At 57.8% G+C, this 21,983-nt stretch carries 12 protein-coding genes and 1 tRNA gene; 10 read left to right on the top strand and 3 right to left on the bottom strand.

What is annotated here, in order from left to right; genetic code table 11:
* Window positions 1-48: 48 nt before the first annotated feature.
* Window positions 49-2,928, bottom strand: a complete 2,880-nt coding sequence (locus HF327_RS04305; protein WP_169107074.1) for a 2-oxoglutarate dehydrogenase E1 component — start codon at window positions 2,926-2,928, stop codon at window positions 49-51.
* 219 nt (window positions 2,929-3,147) lie between these two features.
* Here HF327_RS04305 and HF327_RS04300 point away from each other — a divergent pair, with 219 nt between their 5' ends.
* The 8 genes from HF327_RS04300 (at window position 3,148) to HF327_RS04265 (ending at window position 14,027) form a co-directional block, all read left to right on the top strand.
* A complete protein-coding gene (locus tag HF327_RS04300; protein WP_169107073.1) occupies window positions 3,148-4,317 on the top strand; it encodes an AI-2E family transporter in 1,170 nt (389 codons plus the stop codon).
* Between the two features lie 194 nt (window positions 4,318-4,511).
* Window positions 4,512-7,577, top strand: a complete 3,066-nt coding sequence (gene fdnG / locus HF327_RS04295) for a formate dehydrogenase-N subunit alpha (RefSeq protein WP_169107072.1) — start codon at window positions 4,512-4,514, stop codon at window positions 7,575-7,577.
* A 12-nt stretch (window positions 7,578-7,589) separates the two neighbouring features.
* The gene (gene fdxH, locus HF327_RS04290; protein WP_169107071.1) at window positions 7,590-8,513 is read left to right on the top strand and encodes a formate dehydrogenase subunit beta; all 924 of its coding nucleotides are present in this window, start codon (window positions 7,590-7,592) and stop codon (window positions 8,511-8,513) included.
* Window positions 8,510-9,136 (top strand): formate dehydrogenase subunit gamma, encoded by a 627-nt coding sequence (locus HF327_RS04285; protein WP_169107070.1) that lies wholly within the window; start codon window positions 8,510-8,512, stop codon window positions 9,134-9,136. Before fdxH ends, HF327_RS04285 begins: the two co-directional genes overlap by 4 nt.
* A 90-nt stretch (window positions 9,137-9,226) precedes the next feature.
* Window positions 9,227-10,192: a formate dehydrogenase accessory protein FdhE gene (fdhE, locus tag HF327_RS04280; RefSeq protein ID WP_169107069.1), complete on the top strand. Its 966-nt coding sequence runs from the start codon at window positions 9,227-9,229 to the stop codon at window positions 10,190-10,192.
* 91 nt (window positions 10,193-10,283) lie between these two features.
* Entirely contained in the window at window positions 10,284-11,762 is a 1,479-nt protein-coding gene (selA, locus tag HF327_RS04275; RefSeq protein WP_169107068.1) for an L-seryl-tRNA(Sec) selenium transferase, read from the top strand.
* 60 nt (window positions 11,763-11,822) lie between these two features.
* Entirely contained in the window at window positions 11,823-13,748 is a 1,926-nt protein-coding gene (gene selB, locus HF327_RS04270) for a selenocysteine-specific translation elongation factor (protein WP_169107067.1), read from the top strand.
* A 183-nt stretch (window positions 13,749-13,931) separates the two neighbouring features.
* Window positions 13,932-14,027, top strand: a tRNA-Sec gene (locus HF327_RS04265).
* Window positions 14,028-14,239: 212 nt separating this feature from the next.
* Here the strand turns inward: HF327_RS04265 and HF327_RS04260 are convergent.
* Complete coding sequence (locus tag HF327_RS04260) at window positions 14,240-15,235, bottom strand: porin (protein ID WP_328701757.1); 996 nt, start codon at window positions 15,233-15,235, stop codon at window positions 14,240-14,242.
* 1,102 nt (window positions 15,236-16,337) lie between these two features.
* Between HF327_RS04260 and potE the strand changes: the two genes are divergently transcribed.
* On the top strand, window positions 16,338-17,675 hold the full coding sequence (gene potE / locus HF327_RS04255; RefSeq protein WP_169107065.1) for a putrescine-ornithine antiporter: 1,338 nt from the start codon (window positions 16,338-16,340) through the stop codon (window positions 17,673-17,675).
* Between the two features lie 48 nt (window positions 17,676-17,723).
* Window positions 17,724-20,012, top strand: a complete 2,289-nt coding sequence (locus HF327_RS04250) for an Orn/Lys/Arg family decarboxylase (RefSeq protein ID WP_169107064.1) — start codon at window positions 17,724-17,726, stop codon at window positions 20,010-20,012.
* Window positions 20,013-20,130: 118 nt separating this feature from the next.
* Here the strand turns inward: HF327_RS04250 and HF327_RS04245 are convergent, their stop codons facing one another.
* A complete protein-coding gene (locus HF327_RS04245) occupies window positions 20,131-21,819 on the bottom strand; it encodes a long-chain fatty acid--CoA ligase (RefSeq protein WP_169107063.1) in 1,689 nt (562 codons plus the stop codon).
* Window positions 21,820-21,983: the final 164 nt, after the last annotated feature.

The raw sequence follows: 21,983 nt of genomic DNA, 5'->3' as shown, positions 1-21,983 counted from the left end.
AAGTGTTTTGTCTGATACGAACAAACGTAGAGAAGCGGTTTGACTGCCTTATTTGGTCAGAACAAAACCCTTGAGTTTGGCGAATGCGCCTTCCACCAGTGCCTTTTGTTGCTCTTGGTGCAGATGCGAGTAGCCCACAGCAGGCGAAGCGGACGCAGCGCGACCGGAATAGCCCAGCTTCTGGCCTTCACGCATGTTTTCGTGAATATTGTGCTGAATGAAGAACCAGGCACCCTGGTTCTGAGGCTCATCCTGGCACCACACGATGTCAGCAGCGTTGGCGTACTTCTTCACTTCGGCAGCGAATGCCTTGTGGGGGAAGGGGTACAGCTGTTCGACGCGGATGATGGCCACGTCCTTGGCTTCCTTCTCTGTACGCTTCTTCACCAGATCGTAGTACACCTTGCCCGAGCAGGCGATGATGCGCTTGACCTTGGCGGCGTTCTTGACGATGGACTCGTCCTGCTCGGGGATCACGGTCTGGAAACCACCAGAGGTGAACTCGGACAGAGGCGAAGTGGCGTCCTTGTTACGCAGCAACGACTTGGGAGTCATGATGATCAGTGGCTTGCGCAGGTTGCGCACCATCTGACGACGCAGCACGTGGAAGATCTGGCTGGCCGTAGTGGGCTGCACGATCTGCATGTTGGCGTCAGCCGCCAGCTGCATGAAGCGCTCCAGACGCGCCGAGCTGTGCTCAGGGCCCTGGCCTTCATAGCCGTGCGGCAGCATCAGAGTCAGGCCGTTCACACGACCCCACTTCACTTCACCGGAGGCGATGAACTGGTCGATCACCACTTGAGCGCCGTTGGCGAAGTCGCCGAACTGAGCTTCCCAGACCACCAGAGTGTTGGGATCGTTGGATGCATAGCCGTATTCAAAGCCCAGCACTGCTTCTTCAGACAGGATGGAGTCGATCACGACGAACGGAGCCTGGTTGTCGGCCACGTTTTGCAGAGGGATGTATGTACCCTCGTCCCACTTTTCACGCTTTTGATCGTGAACTACAGCGTGGCGGTGGGTAAAGGTGCCGCGACCGGAGTCTTCACCCGACAGGCGAACAGGGAAGCCCGAAGCAGCCAGCGAGCCGAAAGCCATGGTTTCACCCATGCCCCAGTCCACGTTCACATCGCCGCGGCCCATGGCTGCGCGGTCGTCATAGACCTTTTTGACCAGTGCATGAGGGTTCACGCTGGCTGGCAGGGTGGTGATCTTCTCTGCCAGACGCTTCCACTCAGCCAAAGGAATAGCGGTGTCACCAGCGTCAGTCCAGGCCTTGCCCACGAAGGGGCTCCAGTCCACTGCGTACTTGCTCTTGAAGTTGGTCAGCAGCACATCTTGTGTGTGACGACCTTCGTCCATGGCAGCGCGGTAGGCCTTGACCATGTCGTCGCCCAACGTTTCGCCAAGGCCTTGAGTCGCCAGCTTGTCTGCGTACAACTTGCGCGTACCGGGGTGGGCAGCGATCTTCTTGTACATCAGAGGCTGTGTCAGCGCAGGCGTGTCCTGCTCATTGTGACCCAGCTTGCGGAAGCAGACGATATCAACAACGATGTCCTTGGAGAACTCCATGCGGAAGTCCATCGCCAGCTTCATGGCCAGGCACACGGCTTCAGGATCATCACCGTTCACATGCAGAACAGGCGACTCCACCATCTTCACGATGTCCGTGCAATACGTGGTCGAACGCAGGTCGCGGGGGTCAGAAGTGGTGAAACCGATCTGATTGTTAATGATGATGTGGACGGTACCGCCTGTGGTGTAGCCACGGGTTTCCGACAGAGCCAGAGTTTCCTGATTCACGCCCTGACCGGCAAAAGCGGCATCACCGTGAACCAGCACAGGCAGCACTTGCTTGCCTTGAGGATCATCACGACGGTCCATGCGCGAACGCACCGAGCCTTCAACCACGGGGTTGACGATTTCCAGGTGAGAAGGGTTGAACGCCAGCGACAGGTGAACAGGGCCACCCTTGGCGGACACGTCAGAGCTGAAACCCTGGTGGTACTTCACGTCACCGGAAGGCAGGTCCTCAGGAGCGGTGTGATCGAACTCGGCGAACAGATCCTTGGGCATCTTGCCCAAGGTATTGACCAGCACGTTCAGACGGCCACGGTGAGCCATACCAATCACGACTTCCTGCACGCCCAGGGCGCTAGCAGTGTTGATCAGCTCATCCATCGCAGCGATGAAGGACTCACCACCTTCCAGCGAGAAGCGCTTCTGACCCACATACTTGGTGTGCAGGTAGCGTTCCAGACCTTCAGCAGCCGTCAGGCGATCCAGAATGCGCTTCTTTTCGTCCGCATTGAAGACCGGCTTGGAGCGGATGGACTCCAAACGCTGTTGCCACCAGCGTTTCTGGTTTTGATCGGTGGCGTACATGTACTCAGCACCCAGAGTGCCGCAGTACGTTTCGCGCAGAGCATTCATCAGCTCGCGCAGTGTCATGGTTTCTTTGCCGAAGAAGGTGTTGCTGGTGTTGAACACCACTTCTTGATCGGCGTCGGTGAAGCCGTAGAAAGACGGCTCCAGCTCGGGGATTTCGGGGCGCTCAGTGCGCTTCAGAGGATCCAGATCAGCCCAGCGCTGGCCCACATTGCGGTACGCAGCAATCAGCTGCTGCACGGCAGTGCGCTTGCGACCCAGTTCGGAGTCGGCACCGGAAGCCACGACCACCTTGGTGCCACCCTGCTTTGCACGTTCAGCAAAAGCATTGATCACAGGCAGGTGCGGGATGTCCTTGTTGTCAGTACCGTCGACTGCAGGCACATGCTGCAAGGCGTCAAAATACTCGCGCCATGAATCGGGAACGCTACTGGGATTAGCCAGATAGTTCTCATACATCTCTTCGACATAAGGCGCATTGCCGCCGAAAAGATAAGTGTTGCCTTCATAGGCTTGATAGATCGTTGACTGATCGCTCATGTTTCGCTGACCTCCGCTCTCCTTTGGAGAGCATTAGCTGGTTTGTAGTACCTTCCGCGACACGGCTGTACCGGTTGGCGGATGCGACTGTGGCAAGGGAAGGCCTGAAGTTGCGAGAGACATTGTGCCACCGTTCAAAGCCCGAGTCTTATAAAAGACATGATGTTTACAAGCCACAGACTCGCTTACATTGCGTGAACCCTACAAACAAGGATTCGCATGCCGCTTCTGCCGCTTCACAAACGTGCATTTATTCTTCTTTTGATAGCAGTGACCATCGGTTTCGGCTTGGTTCTGCAGGAATATGCCGTCGCTATTTTCTGGGGTGTCGCATTTGCCATTGTCTTTGCCCCCCTGCACCGGAAGTTGCTGGAGCGCATGCCCCAAAAACCAACACTGGCAGCGCTTGCAACCCTGCTAATCAGTCTGGTAATGGTGATTCTTCCACTGGCCTTGATCAGCCTGTCCCTGATCAAAGAGACTGCCGCCATTTACGACCGCATCAACAGTGGCAACCTGTCCGCAGGCAGCTACGTGGAACAGGTCTTCAATGCGCTGCCTTCATGGATGACGCCGTGGATGGATAAGCTGCATCTGGGGACTCTGGCCGAGATTCAAAACAAGCTCTCCAATATTGCGCTGCAAGCGAGCAAGCTTGCAGCCACCAAGGCCGTGGGCCTGGGTCAGAACACACTGGGCTTCGTGGTTGGTTTCGGCGTGATGCTGTATCTCATCTTCTTTTTGCTGCGTGATGGCAAAGCGCTGGTCGCCCGCATCTGGGCTGCCACGCCTCTGGCACCAGACCACAAACGCGAGCTTGCTACCAAATTCATTACCGTCATCCGCGCCACGGTCAAAGGCAACCTGGCTGTTGCTGCGGCACAAGGTGCACTGGGTGGTCTGATTTTCTGGATTCTTGGCATTCAAGGAGCCGTACTGTGGGCCGTTGTCATGGCCTTTCTCTCGCTGCTGCCAGCCGTGGGGGCCGGCCTGGTCTGGGGCCCGGTAGCGATCTACTTCTTTGCCACCGGCGAAGTCACCCAAGGTGTCATCCTTGCCGCTTACGGGGTTGTGGTGATTGGACTGGTGGACAATGTACTTCGACCCTTGCTGGTCGGCAAAGACACCAAGATGCCAGACTACGTTGTCTTGATCTCGACGCTGGGCGGCATGGCCTTGTTTGGACTCTCTGGCTTTGTCCTCGGCCCTGCGATTGCGGCTCTCTTCATGGCCGCCTGGGAATTGTTTACTTCCATGCAGGAACAAGAAGAAAAGCAGCTGAGCACTGAATTCGATCAAAAACGCACAATCGAAGATAAGACAACAGAGACAAAAGAAGTCAGCTCACCGCCTGAGATCAAGCCAGAAAACCCCGAAATTGAGCCCTAAATATTGACCTTGAACGACAGAAATCTCTCCATAGCCAAAAGGTATGGCGATCATTAAGAAAAACAAAAACGAAATAAAACAATCAAAGACGCTCAGCCTGACTCAACAATTAAGGGTTTGTTACTGCTATCAAAAAAGGGCCAAGTCGTAAAATTTGCTTTCACATAAGCGTTCAACCGAAAAGGTACCCCACGATGGTCCAATTCTCCAGACGCCAGTTCATGAAAGTGACTGGTTCGACTCTGGCGGGTTCCAGTCTGGCGCTGATGGGTTTTTCACCCACAGCTGCTCTTGCTGAGGTGCGGCAGTACAAACTGTCATCCACCACCGTAACTCGCCAAACCTGCACCTACTGTTCAGTAGGCTGCGGAATCTTGATGTACTCCTTGGGCGACGGCGCCAAAAATACCCGTCTGTCCGTACTGCACGTGGAAGGCGACCCGGATCACCCGGTCAATCGCGGAACATTGTGCCCCAAGGGCGCATCGCTGCTGGACTTCGTCCACAGCCCTAACCGCCTCAAGTACCCAGAGTACCGCGCCCCCGGCTCTTCCGAATGGAAGCGCATGTCCTGGGACGATGCGTTGAACCGCATTGCCAAGCTGCTCAAGGATGACCGTGATGCCAACTTCGTTGAAACCAACGAAAAAGGCCAGAAGGTCAACCGCTGGCTGACTACCGGCATGCTGGCCGCCTCGGCCGCCAGCAATGAAGCCGGCTACATCACGCACAAAGTGGCCCGTTCCTGGGGCCTTCTTGCACTCGATAACCAAGCACGTGTCTGACACGGCCCGACGGTGGCAGGTCTTGCCCCGACGTTTGGCCGTGGAGCGATGACGAACCATTGGGTCGACATCAAGAACGCGGACGTTATTTTGATCATGGGCGGTAATGCCGCCGAAGCACACCCCTGCGGCTTTAAGTGGGTGACCGAAGCGAAGGAGCACAACAAGGCTCACTTCATGGTGGTCGATCCGCGCTTTAACCGCTCGGCATCCGTGGCTGACTTCTATGCACCGATCCGCTCTGGCTCGGACATTGTCTTTCTTGGTGGCGTGATCAATTACCTGCTCACGAACGACAAGATTCATCACGATTATGTGAAGAACTACACGGACTTCTCGTTCATCGTGCGGGAGGACTTTGCGTTCGACGAAGGTATTTTCTCGGGCTACAACCCTGAAAAGCGTACTTACGACAAGGCGTCGTGGGACTACGAACTGGGTGACGACGGCTTTGTGAAGGTCGATCCCACGCTGGAACACCCCCGCTGCGTTTATCAGTGGCTCAAGAAGCACTACGCTGGCTACACCGCAGAAAAGGTGGAATCCATCTGCGGCACACCCAAGGAAAAATTCCTGCACGTGTGCGAGAAACTGGCATCGACCGCCGAAGCCGGTCGCGTTGCGACCATCATGTACGCCCTGGGCTGGACTCAGCACACAACAGGTGCGCAGATTCTGCGCACCGGCGCCATGATCCAACTGCTGCTGGGCAATATCGGTATCGCTGGCGGCGGCATGAACGCGCTGCGTGGCCACTCCAACATTCAGGGTCTGACCGACCTGGGCATTCTGTCTGCTTCGCTTCCAGGGTACCTGACGCTTCCAAACGAAGCTGAGCAAGACTACGGCCAGTACATCGCCTCGCGCACACCAAAGTTGCTGCGTCCTGGTCAGATGAACTACTGGTCGAACACGCCCAAGTTCCACGTCAGCCTGATGAAGGCATGGTGGGGTCCCGCTGCGACTGCTGAGAACAACTGGGCATTTGACTATTTGCCCAAGCTGGACAAGCAGTACGACATGCTGCAGGTGTTCGAGCTGATGACCAAGGGTCAAATCAACGGCTATATCGCCCAAGGTTTTAATCCACTGGCAGCGCTGGCCAACAGTAACAGCGTGCGCGAAGGCCTCAAGAAGCTGAAGTTCCTCGTCATCATGGATCCGCTGGTTACAGAAACCTCCGAATTCTGGAGGAACCACGGCGAATTCAACGATGTGGACTCGGCCTCTATTCAGACTGAGGTTTTTCGTCTGCCAACCACCTGCTTCGCCGAAGAAGAAGGTGCCGTGGTCAGTTCGTCACGCGTGCTGCAGTGGCACTGGAAGGCTGCAGAACCACCAGGAGAAGCCAAGACTGACATTGCGATCATGTCGGGCCTGCACCTGCGCCTAAAGGCTCTCTATCAGAAGGATGGCGGCAAGTTTGCCGATCCCATTACCAACCTGTTCTGGCCTTACGCCGAATCCGCTCACCCCTCTGCCGAGGAAGTGGCCAAGGAATACAACGGCCGCGCACTGGTAGATCTATTCGATCCCAAGGACCCCACCAAGCTCATCCGTAAAGCGGGCGAGCAACTGGGCGGCTTTGGCGAAATGCGCGATGACGGCACCACGCTGGGCGGCTGCTGGATCTGGGCGGGAGCCTGGACCTCATCTGGCAACCAGATGGCTCGCCGCGACAACAGTGACCCGACTGGCATTGGCAATACGCTGAACTGGGCCTGGGCCTGGCCTGCCAATCGCCGCGTTCTGTACAACCGCGCATCGTGCGACCGTGAAGGCAAGCCTTTCAACCCTGACCGCGTTCTGATCAAGTGGAATGGCAAAAACTGGGGTGGAGCTGACGTACCAGATATTGCCCCGACCTTGCCGCCGGAAACCACCAACCCGTTCATCATGAACCCCGAAGGTGTGGCCCGCCTGTTTGCCCGAAAGGGTCTGATAGAAGGACCGTTCCCGACCCACTATGAGGCGTTTGACAACCCGCTTGGATACAACCCCATGTATCCCAAGAACAAGCTGGCCGTCATCAGCCCGATCATCCGTATCCTCGACACCGCCAAGGGCACGCAGGGCGACCCCAAGGACTACCCACATGTGGGTACGACTTACCGTCTGACCGAGCACTTCCACTACTGGACCAAGCACGTTCAGCTGAACAACATCGTTCAGCCCGAGCAGTTCGTGGAAATTGGCGAGGCCCTGGGCAAGGAGCTGGGTATTGCAACCGGACAGAACGTCAAGGTTTCGTCCAAGCGTGGCTTTATCAAGGCCGTGGCTGTGGTGACCAAACGCATCAAGCCCATGCAGATTGATGGCAAGACCATCCATCACGTGGGGGTGCCGATTCACTGGGGCTTCTCCACAACGGGACGCAAGGGCTATCTGGCTAACAACCTGACAGCCTCCGTGGGTGACGGTAACAGCTTGACCCCTGAATCCAAGACCTTCCTCGTGAAGGTGGAAAAGATCTAAGGAGCCACGCTGATGTCCTCAACCATGTCTCTCGATATCAAACGCCGCTCGGCCACGACGACTCCCGCCCCCAGTGCGCGCGACGCGCACGCGGGCGAAGTCGCCAAACTGATCGACGTCTCCAAATGCATTGGCTGCAAGGCTTGCCAGACAGCCTGCATGGAGTGGAACGACCTTCGTGATGAAGTCGGTACGGCAGCTGCCGGCGTATACGACAACCCGACCGATCTGACCGATCAGTCGTGGACCGTGATGCGCTTTACCGAGTACGAAAACGAAGCTACAGGCAACCTGGAGTGGCTGATCCGCAAGGACGGCTGCATGCACTGCGAAGATCCAGGCTGCCTGAAAGCCTGCCCCTCGCCTGGCGCTATCGTCCAATATGCCAACGGCATCGTGGACTTCCAGCAAGACCAGTGCGTGGGCTGCGGCTACTGCGTGACGGGCTGCCCGTTCAACATTCCGCGCATCTCCAAGAAGGACAACAAGGCGTACAAGTGCACCTTGTGTTCAGACCGCGTGGCTGTTGGTCAGGAACCCGCCTGCGTCAAAACCTGCCCCACGGGCGCTATCCAGTTCGGCACCAAAGATGCCATGAAGGAACAGGCATCCCGCCGTGTCGTAGACCTCAAGGAACGCGGCTACGAAAAGGCTGGCCTCTATGACCCACAAGGTGTGGGCGGCACCCACGTGATGTACGTTCTGCATCATGCGGATAAGCCTTCGCTGTACAAGGGCCTGCCGGACGATCCATCCATCAGCCCCATGGTGTCGCTGTGGAAGGGTGTTGCCAAGCCTCTGGCTCTGGCAGCTCTCGGTGCAGCGGCGGTTGGCAGCTTCTTCCACTACATCACCAAGGGCCCTCTGGAGGTGCCCGAGGAGCTGGAAGCCGAAGAAGACCGCAAAGCTGAACAGAGCAAGGAGAACCGCTCATGAAAAGCCGCTCTCGTGACATCCAGCGCTACACCGCCGGCGAGCGCGTCAACCACTGGGTAGTTGCCATCAGCTTCGTGCTGCTGGCACTGTCCGGCCTGGCGTTCTTCCACCCCTCGTTCTTCTTCATGACGAACTTGTTCGGTGGCGGCCCCTGGACGCGCATCCTGCACCCCTACATCGGCGTCGTCATGGCTGTCGGTTTCCTCATGATGTTCTTCCGCTTCTGGCAGCTGAACATCATCAAGGACCGCGATGTGGAATGGCTCAAGAACGTAGGTGCACTGGTCAATGGCGAGCATGAAAAAATGCCCCCTGTTGAAAAGTACAACGGTGGCCAGAAGGTTCTCTTCTGGTTGCTGGTGTTGTGCATGCTCGGCCTGACAGTGACTGGTGTACTGATGTGGCGCGCCTGGTGGAATCTGCCCGTGACCGTTGTTCGCATCGGCTCTCTGGTACATGCCATCAGCGCCTTTGGCCTGATCGGCCTGATCATTGCGCACATCTACGCAGCGATCTGGACCAAGGGCACCATCCGCGCCATGACCCGCGGCACCGTGACACGCGGCTGGGCACGCTTCCACCACCCTCTGTGGTTCCGCAAGGTCACTGGCGAAGACAAGTAATTGCCCTCGCCGGCCTCAGGCCTTACGCCTGAATGAAGCCGCCGACCTCCATCATGGTGGTCGGCGGCCATTTATTTTTGGGAATGAATAATGCAACGCATCCTCCAACCCGGTGAAATCGAAGCACTGGATCACACCAGCTTTCCCCGCATCTTGCTGCCCCAAGTCAGCAGCCTGTTCGCCGAGCGCGCTGCGCGCCTGCGCCAGCTGGCCAATGGCAACCCCATTGCCGACTACCTGCAGTTTGTGGCGCAAATCATGGATGCACAGCACAAGGCTGTGGCCACATTGGAAATCACGGCTCCTGACGCTGAGCTGATGGCTCGCGCCCAGGAGCATTCCATGCCCCTGCTGCCCGCAGTGGACACCATCGACCCCGCCTGGCAAACCGTGCTGGACAATATGCTCGATACGCTGCAAGGCAGCGAGGGCCTGCCCGCACCACTGCAGCCCCTGCTCAAAGAACTGCGCGCACTGGCTCCCGAAGCCCGAGCAGACATTGCCAAAAAGCTGCTGCAAAAAGAAGTGGCCGCCCGCCACGTAGGCATGGCCCCCTTCATCATGGCAGCGCTGCAAGTCACCTTCACCCAACGCTCGGCCAGCCTCAGCCCCCGCGACGTACCCTATACCGACCCCGCCAGCATCTGCCCGATCTGCGCCAGTGAACCTGTCGCCAGCGTTGTACGCATCGGCGGCAAGATGGCCGGCCACCGCTATGCACACTGCGGCACCTGCGCCTGCGAATGGCATATGGTGCGCGTCAAGTGCACGCACTGCGAATCCACCAAGGGCATTCACTACCAAGGCCTTGAAGGCGCTGGTGAAGAGGTCTTGGCAGAAACCTGCGAGGAATGCGGCTGCTACCGCAAGATCGTCAATCAGGAAAAGAACCCCATGGCCGAGCCTCTGGCTGACGACCTGGCCAGCCTGATGCTGGACCTGCTGATGAGCGAAACAAAGTTCCAGCGTGCCAGCGCCAACCCCCTGCTGTTTGTGGCCGTAGCCGAAGAGCAAGAGGGCGAGCTCAGCAACGAACTGGTAGACCCCGCCGCCTGAGTCTACCCAAGGCCAACCGCCACCATAATGAAGGCGGCAGGGCTGGTACCTGCCGCCTTTTCCATATCCAGAGATTCAAAACATCCCGTCCATGAGCACCACCGCAGCGACCTCCGCCGAAATTTCGCACCCCTCACAGCTGCCCGCCGTGGACAAGGTTTTGCTGGTCGCTGAAATGCAGCCGCTGCGCGAAGCCTACGGACTGGACGCCTGCACCACGGCCACCCGCACCGTACTCACGCAGTTGCGCCAGCAATTGCTGGGTTCAGCCGATCAACCCGGTCAGCCCGTGCAAGCCAACCTCACCAGCATTGTGCAAAGTACTCACCGTCAGCTGCAGGCCCGCTTTGCGCCGCGCCTGCAACCGGTGCTCAACCTCACCGGCACCGTGCTGCACACCAATCTGGGCCGAGCCCTGCTGCCGCAGGCCGCCATTGATGCCGTGGTGCAGGCCATGAGTTCCCCCGCCAACCTTGAATACGACTTGCAAGACGGTAGCCGCGGCGACCGCGATGATCTGGTCGAGTCGCTGATCTGCGAGCTGACCGGCGCAGAAGCCGCAACCGTCGTCAACAACAATGCCGCCGCCGTGCTGCTGGTGCTGTCCACCATGGCCTTGGGCAAAGAAGTCATCGTATCGCGCGGCGAGCTGGTAGAGATTGGCGGCGCTTTCCGCATCCCTGACGTGATGACCCGCGCGGGCGCCAAACTGATCGAAGTCGGCACCACCAACCGCACACACGAGAAAGACTACACCGGCGCTATCGGCGAGCACACCGGCGCGCTGATGAAGGTGCATTGCAGCAACTACGCCATCACCGGTTTTACCAAGGCCGTCAGCGACGCCGATGTGGCACGTATTGCGCACGACCACCAACTGCCCATGATCGTGGACCTGGGCAGCGGCACCCTGATCGACATGCGCGACTGGGGCCTACCCTATGAAGTGACCGTGCGCGAGACCGTAGAGTCTGGCGCCGACATCGTCACCTTCAGCGGCGACAAACTGCTGGGCGGCCCTCAGGCCGGCATCATCGTGGGCAAGAAGGAGTTAATTGCTCAGATCAAGAAGAACCCCCTCAAACGCGCCCTGAGAGTCGGCAAGATCACGCTGGCCGCGCTGGAGCCCACGCTACGCCTGTACCTCCATCCCGAAAAACTGGCTGAAGAGCTGACCACGCTGCGCCTCTTCACCCGCAAGGCAGACGACATGCAGGCGCAGGCTGAATACTTGCTGCCGCTGCTGCAGCAAGCGCTGGGACAAGGCTTTGTGGTGGAAACTGCCGCCATGAACAGCCAGATTGGCAGCGGCGCCCTTCCCGTTGAAAACCTGCCCAGCTTTGGCCTGAAGATGTATCCGGCAAGTGGCAAGCAGGCAGGCCGCCAGCTGACCCAGCTCGAAGCACGCTTTCGCGCTCTGCCCCGCCCTGTGATTGGCCGCCTGCATGACGACGCTTTCTGGCTGGACCTGCGCTGTCTTGAAAGTGCTGCGCAAGCCCTGTTTGTCGATCAGCTTGCACAACTGGCTGGAAACAGCTCTGGGCCTGCGCCCACTGAGAACTTTATATAAAAATGCCTTGCAGCGCTTTATTTATAAGCGCTAGCAGCTATCAAAATAAGACTGACACTCATGATTATCGGAACCGCAGGCCATATCGACCACGGCAAAACCACATTGGTTCGCGCCCTCACCGGCGTGGAAACTGACCGCCTCAAGGAAGAGAAAGCCCGCGGCATTTCCATCGAGCTGGGCTATGCCTACAGCCCCCTGCCCAATGGCGATGTGCTGGGCATCATCGACGTACCTGGCCATGAAAAATTCGTGCACACCATGGCCGCAGGGGCCGTGGGCATTGACCATGCCCTGCTCGTCGTCGCCGCCGATGACGGCGTGATGCCCCAGACCATAGAGCACCTTGAAATTCTGCAACTGCTGGGCGTCAAGCAGGGCACCGTAGCGCTCACCAAGGCCGACCGCGTTCTGCCCCAGCGCTTGGCCGATGTCCGCCGTGAAATCGCAGCCATCCTCGCCGTCACCGCGCTGGCCGACAGTCCCATCTTTGAAACCAACGCTGCCCAGCCCGGCAACGCAGGCGTGCAGGCGCTGCGCGACCACCTGCATGTGCAAGCCCAGATGATGAGTGCACGTCCGCAAGATGGCCTGTTCAGACTCGCCGTTGACCGCGTGTTTACCCTGCCCGGTCAGGGTACCGTGGTCACCGGTACCGTCTTCAATGGCCAAGTCAAAGTGGGCGATACGCTGGTGCACTCGGCCAGCGGCCAGTCCGTGCGTATACGCAGTATTCATGCACAAAACCAGAGCAGCAACATTGGCGTCGCCGGTCAGCGATGCGCCCTCAACATCGCAGGCCTTGCCAAAGAAGATATCGAACGCGGCGACTGGATCCTTGACCCACGCCTGCTGCAGGCCACGGATCGTCTGGACATCCATCTGCACCTGCTCCGCGAAGCCCCGGCCCTTGCGCAATGGACGCCCGTGCATATTCATCTGGGAACCAAGCGCACCACCGCTCATGTCGCCCTGCTGCAAGACGAATCCATAGAACCGGGTACCGAGGCACGCGTGCAACTGGTGCTGGATGCACCCGTCTTCACCCTCCCCGGCGACCGCCTGATTCTGCGTAACGCCCAAGCCAGCCACACCATCGCGGGCGGCATGATTCTTGACCCCTACGCCCCTGCCCGCAAGCGCCGCAGCCCAGAGCGCATGGCCTACCTCGACGCCATGGAACAGCTCATCACGCGCCATGACTTCACAGCATTAGTGGCGCAAGCCCCACACGGCATTGCCCGCTCGCAACTCATGCGCCTCAGCGGCCATGCGCTGAATGACACCACCATTGCCCACACCATCCAGCTGCCCGTCGCCAATGGCGATGCACTGGTACTGGGTGAGCAGCGCTGGCAGCAGTTGCAAACACAGGTGGTGGAGAGTCTTTCCCGCTTTCACGAAAAATCCCCGGATGAGCCCGGTGTCAACGCCGCGCGTCTGCGCCGCATGGCTCTGCCCGGCCTGCAAAATTCTGGCTACGACGCGCTTTATCAAGGTCTCGTCGATGCGCTGCTGGCACAAAAACAGCTCAGCAGCACAGGCGCTTGGCTGCACCTGCCGCAGCACACCATCCAGCTCAGCAGCGCCGAGCAAGCCTTGGCCGAGCAACTGCTGCCCGCCATCGCTGCAGCCCGCTTCGACCCACCCTGGGTACGCGACTTGGCCCGCGACCACAGTGCGGGTGAAGAAGTGGTGCGCCAGCTGCTGAAAAAGCTCTCCCGCCAAGGTTTGCTGTTTCAGGTCGTCAAGGACTTGTTCTATGCACCAGCCCGCATGGATGAGCTGGCAGCCTTGACCACGGACATCGCGGCGCAAACCCGCAATGGTGAAGTGGAAGCCAGTGCCTTCCGAGACGCCACAGGTCTTGGCCGCAAGCGCGCCATTCAGATCCTCGAGTTCTTCGACCGCATAGGCTACACGCGCCGCGTACGTGACGCCCACCTGCTGCGCCCCGATGTGCAATGGAAAAGCGCAACGCATTGAACCAAATGCTCCACAGGCCTGCAGCCCAGGCAGCACCTGCAGTTTGCACTATCAAATTGATAATGGATTAAAAGGCATGTAGCGCGGGGCTATGTCAACAAAGGTGCCAACAGTCATGCAATTGCTGGCTACAATCAGTCCTCTATCTTCTACAAGAGTTGCGACTGCATCTCTTGCCTGAAAGGAAGGCAATCGTGCCCGGTGGCGCGGCCGGGCTTCAAACCCGGTGGGGGGCGTCAGCCGCTCCCGGGTTGGTTCGACTCCAGCTGCTTTCCGCCACCCAAACCACGCTTGGGTGATGCACCAAAAGGCTTTGTTGCACAACTCCCACTGAGCCGAGCTTTTCCCCACCCAGACGTAGCGATCCATGGTCACCGTTTTTTAGAGACCCAGCTCGGTGAATCGGTTCAGATTAGATGCATGCGAGCCGCAGCATGTCCCGGTCCCGCCAGATGGGCGAATCGCCTTGGACCTTCAATGAGTCAATCCGCTCAGAAGAACTGTCGTATGCCCAGTGCAAAGGAATGAAAGCTGACGCCCGGCTCGCCCGTGCGGTAACTGGCCTGCGCACCATTGTGTATGCGGGTGTAGAGCGCAAAGACCTTGGTGCGCTGGCTGAAGTTGTAGTTATAGGCCAGGGTCCATTGCAGGGCCTGACTCTCAGGCCTGTGGTCAGCGGCGCTGGCACGACCTATATTCACATGGAGCTCGTTGGCTCCGGTGGTGTACATGGCCGCGACACGCGTGGTGCGGTGGCTGCCGCGTGTAGGGTCTACCGCATAAAGCACGGTATCCCAGTTGCGGCTGTGCTGGTGGTAAGCCCCAAACATCCAGGCACCGATATGGTAATTGGCCCGCAACGTGGCTTGGCGCGCAGTCCCCCACTGGTCATAGCCCAGGCCAAACGACCAGTCTCCTAAGTCGAAGTTGGCGGCCAGGTCCCAGGCATTCTTGGGTGGGTTGGCGGTTTTTTCGTGCAAGCTGGTTCCGACTTCCACCGTCAATCGCTGCCAGGACGGTAGGCGCCATGAGATATGGTTTTTGCCATTGGACACATAGGCATACAGGGCGTCGGCCGAGGCTCCGGTGTCGTAGTTGTGCGGGTTCACGCGGTCGGCGGTGGCATAGTAGGCCTCGCTGATCAGCGTGCCCAAGCGCAGCATGCCAAAGCGCCCGCTGAGGTTGACTTCGCTCTTGCGCCCAAAAAAGCCGTCACTGCTGATCGCGCCGCGATCCACCGCTACGCCGCCTTCAAGCACAAAGCCGGCGCGCAAATTTCCGCCCAGATCTTCTTCTCCGCGCAAGCCAAATAGCGAGTCGTTGTCGCGCAAGCCGAAGACAACCGGCTGATCGCCGATCTTGAACCGCTCGACCGAAGCGTTAATGCGGCCGTAGATCTGCAACGATCCAGTTTGGGCTTGAGCGGCAGTTGCAGACAGGGCGGCGAGGCCTGTCAAGGCGAGTCGCCGGGCAGTAAGTGGATTCACAGAGACTCCAGAAGATGCAACATACGCACTGTTTTTAGTGTGCATGCCGGAACCAAAAGTGACAAGCCGCAGCAACTCACGGCCAGAAGATACGGCCTTTGAAAGACAGCGTCATGCAAAGAAGCATCCAATAACCTATTCAAAGTCTTGCCTGATATAGGAGAAGCTCAGGTCGTAAAAAAAATCGTCCTCGCGATATCCGTCGCGAACAATTTACGAGCATCAATTGCTCTTTTAAAGAGAGCGCCCATGAGCAGTGAATTTCATAGTTTCAAGATCATGCCTAAGCATTGGAGCGTCAAGCTCAGTTTTGCGTTACTGGAAAAGAGCAGGTAGTTATTGAGGAACTGCGAGCTGCTATTCAACGCCCGCTTGCAGTTCATCCAGCAGGCTGTCTCGGTGCTTTACTCAGAAAACTTTGAACACGTTCTTACAGCGGTCGGCCATGAAACATATATCGCTGGTAACTGAGGGGAAAAAATGTGCTGTATCGCCCTTCATACGCATGAGCCCAGTCAACGGTATCTGAAGGTGCACAAGCCGAAATCACCTGTGCTTACTTCACCTTCTGAAGTAAGTGTGTCTGGTAGCCGCTCTTGTAGCCTTCACCCGACTTCCCTGCCTTCTTGGCGGTGTCAACTGCAATCACAGCATGGCCCATGACAGCCTCTTGCGCATCAAGACTTCAGACGATGACTCGGAACTGTTCAGTGCACACGATGCAGGGAAGGGAGGCATCCGCACCAACGAATACAACCCCTGATACGCCGCTGCTTCGCTTTTTTATTGCGAGCAATGCTATCCAAGTCAAGCAAATATTTCAAAAGCAGGAAAAGAACTTTTTAATAAAAGTTAATTCTTGAAAAACAATTGTATTTTGGTAGATTGACTTCAGTCTTTTCAACGATGGGAGAAATCAGAATTTTCGTGAGAACCTTTTGATTTCAAGCAAAACAGGCATCAATAAGGCTTCTTATCTTTAAGCGTCTTCACCAACATACCGAAGAGACGCAGATACTTAGGCACGATCCACAGATCGCTACCCAACTCCGCTTTATCTGAAACCCACCAGGTTTTTCAACTAAGGTCCAAGAGGGAAAATATGACTCAAGGCAAAAAAATGACCGTGGTGCAGCTCACCATGCTTACCGTGGTCAATATGCTGGGCTCTGGCATTGTGCTGCTACCCACCAAATTGGCAGAAGTCGGGGCGATCTCCATTCTGTCCTGGCTGGTGACAGCCACAGGCTCACTGGCTCTTGCTTATTGTTTTGCCCAATGCGGCATGTTGAGCCGTAAATCTGGCGGTATGGGTGGATACGCCGAATACGCATTTGGCCGCTCCGGAAACTACCTGGTTAATTACACCTATGGTGCCTCACTGCTGATTGCCAATGTTGCCATTGGCATCACGGCGGTCGGTTATATGACTGAGCTTTTCGGCTTGAAGCTCAGCCCCATGGGGGTCGGTCTGACGACGATTGCTTTGCTATGGATTACCACCTTCGCCAACTTCGGCGGAGCAGGCATCACTGGCAAAATCGGTAGCGTCACCGTCTGGGGCGTTATTTTGCCGGTGGTCGGCGTCTCCACCTTTGGCTGGTTCTGGTTCAGTCCTAGCACCTATGCCGAAGCATGGAATCCACATGGCTTGTCGTACTTCCAAGCTGCTAGCTCTTCGGTGGCAATCACGTTGTGGGCTTTTCTGGGTATGGAATCGGCCTGCGCCAACTCCGATGCGGTAGAGAACCCCGAAAAGAACGTCCCGATTGCTGTGCTCGGTGGGACGATTGGTGCCGCCGTGATCTACATCGCTTCGACCAATGTCATGGCCGGCATTGTCTCCAACCCCGACCTGGCAGCATCCACGGCCCCGTTTGGCCTGGTGTTCGCCCACATGTTCACTCCGCTGGTGGGCCAAATCATCATGGGCCTGATGGTGCTGGCCTGCATTGGCTCGCTGCTGGGCTGGCAATTCACCATCGCTCAAGTGTTCAAGAGCTCGGCCGACACTGGCTATTTCCTGCCCATCTTTGCCAAGGTCAACAAGGCCGGCACACCCATCGTGGCCATGCTGATTTTGCTGGCAGCCCAGACCGGTCTGGCCTTGCTGACCATCAGCCCCGATCTGACCAAGCAGTTCGACACCCTGACGAACCTGGCCGTTGTCACGAATCTAGTGCCCTATGTGCTGTCCATGGCTGCGCTGATGACCATCCAAAAAGTGGCCGGTGTACCTCCCAAAAAGGCCTTGATGGTCAACATCATCTCCTGGGTGGCGGCAGCCTACAGCTATCTGGCCCTCTACAGCTCGGGCACCGAAGCCCTGCTGCTAGGCGGCGTGGCGACCATCTTCGGCTTCACGCTCTACGGCTTTGTGAGCACCCGCATGCTGCGCCTGGACCAAGAGCGCGCAGCCGCCGCCGGCAAGCCAGTCTGAAACCCTTCCCTCCTTTCCATCCCTCGACCCCTGCAACGGAGCCTGACCATGTTTTTCAAAGCCCTGGACTATCCGACCGTCATCATCGACAGCGAATTTGAGTCTCCGCGCCTGCGCGGCACCATCATTCGCTCATTGGCCGAAGAGCTGGAAAATTCCAATCAGCGCGTGATGGCCAATCTCACGCTGGACGATGCGCGCGTGGCAGCACGTACCTATTTGGCCGCTTCGGCCGTGCTGATCTCCATCGACTCCGACCAGGATGCCACTCAGCAGTTTGAGCAAATCCAGCAACTGCTGGAAGAAAACCTGGCACGCCACCCCCATCTGCCGGTCTTCTTCTACGGCGAGCGCGGCTCCGTGGAAAAAGTGCCAACCAATCTGGTGAAGTACGCCCGTGGCTACTTCTACCTGTTCGAAGACACCAAGAGCTTTATTGCCCGTCAGGTGATGCGTGCCGCCGACGAGTACATGGAGCATTTGCTGCCGCCGTTTTTCAAGGCCCTGATCAAGCACACGGCCAAGTCCAATTACTCCTGGTACACGCCCGGCCATGCCGGTGGCGTCGCCTTCACCAAGTCCTCCGTGGGCCGGGCCTTTCACCAGTACTTTGGCGAGAACACGCTGCGCAGCGATCTGTCCATTTCCGTACCCGAACTGGGCTCACTGCTGGATCACAGCGGCCCGATACGCCAGGCCGAAACCGAGGCCGCCAAGAACTTCGGTGCTGACCATACTTTCTTTGTCACCAACGGCACCTCGACGGCCAACAAGATTGTTTGGCATGGCACTGTGGCGCGCGGTGACGTGGTGTTTGTCGACCGCAACTGCCACAAATCCCTGCTGCACTCCTTGATCATGACCGGCGCCATACCGGTGTATTTCTCGCCCAGCCGCAATGCCCACGGCATCATCGGCCCAATCAGCGAGGATCAGTTCTCGCCCAAAGCCATGCAGGCCAAGATTGCGCAAAACCCGCTGGCCGCCCAAGCCATCAAGAACGGGGCCAAGCTGCGCATCGCCGTGGTCACCAATTCCACCTATGACGGGCTTTGCTACAACGCCGAGAGCATTGCAAAAAAGATAGGCAATGCCGTCGACTATCTGCATTTCGATGAAGCCTGGTATGCCTATGCGGCCTTCCACCCCTTCTACGAGCACTACTACGGCATGGCCAAGGGCAAGCCGCGCGAGCAGGACGCCATCGTCTTCACCACCCACTCGACCCACAAATTGCTGGCGGCCTTCTCCCAGGCGTCGATGGTCCATGTGCGCAACAGCCGCAAACGCCAACTGGACATGGGTCGCTTCAACGAAGCCTTCATGATGCACACCTCGACCAGTCCGCTGTACCCGGTGATCGCCGCCTGCGATATCGCCTCAAAGATGATGGAGGGCAAGGCAGGAGAGTCGCTGGTGCAGGAAATGCACGACGAATCATTGGCGTTTCGCCGCGCCATGCTGCAGATTGAATCTGATCTGGACAAGAAAGACTGGTGGTTCAAGGTCTGGCAGCCGGAAATTGTGGCCAAGAATCTGCAGAAAGCCTCAACCCATATTCCACCGGCTCAGCCCAAGGACTGGCAACTGCGTCCCGACGGGAAATGGCATGGTTTTGACCAGCTCAGTGACAACTTTGTGATGATCGACCCCATCAAAGTCACGCTGACCATGCCTGGATTGGAGATGGATGGAAAGATGGGCGAGCAAGGGATACCTGCCAGCGTGGTCAGCAAATTCCTCTGGTCTCGTGGGATCGTGGTGGAAAAGACCAACCTCTACTCGCTGCTGGTACTTTTCTCCATGGGCATCACCAAGGGCAAATGGGGCACGCTTGTAGCCGAGCTGATGAGCTTCAAGCAGCACTATGAGGCGAACACGCCACTGGCGCTGGTCCTGCCCGACCTGGTGGCAAGTCATCCGCAGGTGTATGCAGACACAGGGCTGCGTGAACTGTGTGACCGTCTGCACCAGTTCAACCGCCAGCACAACGTGCCCAAGGTCATGCGCGAGATGTATGTCGAACAACCCGATATGGCCATGATTCCCGCCGAAGCCTACAACCAACTGGTGCAAGGCAATGTAGAGAAGGTGGAAGTCAAAGAACTCAAGGGCCGTATTGCCGCGACCATGCTGGTGCCTTACCCCCCCGGCATTCCACTCATCATGCCCGGCGAGCTTTACAACGAGAAAGCCGACGCCATCTTCAACTATCTGCGCATTGCCGAAGAGCAGGATGCCCAGATTCCCGGCTTTGAATCGGATGTCCACGGCCGAGAGGTCGAGGTAGATGCCACCGGTCAGCGTCGCTACGTCGTAGAAGTGCTCAAGAACTGAGTACAGCCCCATTCCATAGCCGTCCTCGGGCGGCTTTTTCTTGTCTACTAGCGAACTTTCTAGAGTGAAAGCAAGGGGGCGAAAGCATGCTCACGCCCCTTGCTTTCCCCAGCAGAATTCAAGCAGCCGCTTCCTGCTCCTGCAGCATTCGCCACATCACTTTGCCGCTGCCGCTCTTGGGCAATGCCTGCACAAATTGCACGATGCGCGGTGCCTTGTAGACAGCCATATTGATGCGGCACCACTCAAGAATATCTTCTGCCGTTGTGGCTTCATGACCTGCGCGCAGCACGACCACGGCCTTGACGGTTTCGCCGCGGTAAGCATCCTTGGCAGAGATCACGCATGCTTCCTGAATGGAGGGGTGACGAAACATCAGCGATTCGACCTCGGCCGGCCAGACCTTGAAGCCGCTGGCATTGATCATGCGTTTGAGTCGGTCGGTGATGAAGAAATAGCCCTCCTCATCCACACGCCCCAGATCGCCGGTGCGAAAGAAACGCTTGCCATCCAGCACCATGAAAGCATCTTCGGTTGCCTCTGGGCGCTGCCAATAGCCCTCAAACACTTCGGGGCCGTTGACCACAATCTCGCCCGACTCGCCTTGGGCAACCTCCTCCAGCGTATCGGGACTGATCACACGCGCATCCGTGCTCATAAAGGGAATGCCCAGACATTGCTGCTTGGGATGATCAGGCGGATTGCTGTGCGAAGGCGCGGCGGTCTCGGTCAACCCATAGCCTTCGCAAAAGCGCAAACCATATTGTTCCAGCAAGCGCTGGGCCACAGCCTGGGGCATGGCTGCACCGCCACCGCCAATGTATTTGAGGCTGGAGAGATCAAATGACGCAAAGTTGGGGCTGGCCAGCAGGTCGATCACCATGGTCGGGATATTTGTCCAGCTGGTGACCTGATAGTGCGAGATCAGCCTCCCTGCCAGCTCGCGATCCCAGCGAGGCATGATGATCAGCGTGGCCCCCATGTAGATGGCGCTGTGCAGCACCGACACCATGCCCGTGATGTGGAACATGGGTACCACGCCCAGTACCACGCTTTCATGCGTGCCCGTGCCCCATAAAGCACCAGCCACGGAGTTGTGATTGATGCTGCGGTGCAGGTGCATGCAGCCCTTGGGCTGCCCCGTGGTACCGCTGGTATAAGGCAAAATGGCCAAATCATCGCGCCCCACGGTATGCGGCGGCTCTGCATCAGTACAGGCCACCGCCTTCACCCATGGGTGAACCGTTCCGTGACTGAGCAGAGCTGCCTCGCGCTCGCCAAGCAGCCAGCTGCGCCAGGCTTCGGGCGGTGCATCCGGCCCCTGCACATTGGCGTCAAACCCATCGGCAAACTGGGTGACGACCATGTGCTCCAGCGCATCGGCCTGCGGCAAGGTATTGCTGGCTTTGGCCAGCTCCAGCGCCAGATCGGCAGAGGTAATCGCCACCTTGGCGCCGGAGTCTGTGATGTAGTGCTTGAGTTCCTCGGCCAGATTCATGGGGTTGACCGGCACCACCACCGCATTGGCGCGCAAGATAGCGTAATGCGCCAGCACCAGCTGCGAGGTGTTTTGCATCAGCAAGATGACACGGTCACCTTTCTTAACGCCCAAGCTGTGCAGATAAGCGGCCATGCGCTCCGTGCCCGCGCACAGCTGCCCATAGGTGGTGGTGCGGCCCAGGAATACCAGCGCCGCCTTGTCCGGGTAACGCTTGGCATTGATCGCCAGGTTTTCCCAAATGCTGGTGACGGGAACAGTGATGGAGTGAGGCAGACGGGTGGGCCAGAAGGCGTAATGAGCAGGCATGAGTCAGTCATCCGTAATTGAAAAGCGGCGTGAGAAACACTTAGTCCTAAAAGACTAGTAGCCCGCAAGACTAGGCCGCACAGACTCATCCAGCATCCGGGATGCCCCCAAGAACCCGTCCCGCAGGTGACGTATGCAAAGACTTACGATTCAGCGCACCTTGG

Origin of the sequence: Comamonas suwonensis (assembly GCF_012844455.2) — a bacterium.
GTDB classification, from domain to species: domain Bacteria; phylum Pseudomonadota; class Gammaproteobacteria; order Burkholderiales; family Burkholderiaceae_C; genus Comamonas; species Comamonas suwonensis.
The sequence above is the reverse complement of the archived record's forward strand: the minus strand, read 5'-3'. Positions and strand labels throughout refer to the sequence as shown.

Bases quoted from the DNA above. Each gene is read 5' to 3' on its own strand.
- HF327_RS04245 (WP_169107063.1), bottom strand. From the start codon at position 21,819: ATGCCTGCTCATTACGCCTTCTGGCCCACCCGTCTGCCTCACTCCATC.
- selB (WP_169107067.1), top strand. From the start codon at position 11,823: ATGATTATCGGAACCGCAGGCCATATCGACCACGGCAAAACCACATTG.
- fdxH (WP_169107071.1), top strand. From the start codon at position 7,590: ATGTCCTCAACCATGTCTCTCGATATCAAACGCCGCTCGGCCACGACG.
- fdhE (WP_169107069.1), top strand. From the start codon at position 9,227: ATGCAACGCATCCTCCAACCCGGTGAAATCGAAGCACTGGATCACACC.
- HF327_RS04300 (WP_169107073.1), top strand. From the start codon at position 3,148: ATGCCGCTTCTGCCGCTTCACAAACGTGCATTTATTCTTCTTTTGATA.
- HF327_RS04305 (WP_169107074.1), bottom strand. From the start codon at position 2,928: ATGAGCGATCAGTCAACGATCTATCAAGCCTATGAAGGCAACACTTAT.
- selA (WP_169107068.1), top strand. From the start codon at position 10,284: ATGAGCACCACCGCAGCGACCTCCGCCGAAATTTCGCACCCCTCACAG.
- HF327_RS04250 (WP_169107064.1), top strand. From the start codon at position 17,724: ATGTTTTTCAAAGCCCTGGACTATCCGACCGTCATCATCGACAGCGAA.
- potE (WP_169107065.1), top strand. From the start codon at position 16,338: ATGACTCAAGGCAAAAAAATGACCGTGGTGCAGCTCACCATGCTTACC.
- HF327_RS04285 (WP_169107070.1), top strand. From the start codon at position 8,510: ATGAAAAGCCGCTCTCGTGACATCCAGCGCTACACCGCCGGCGAGCGC.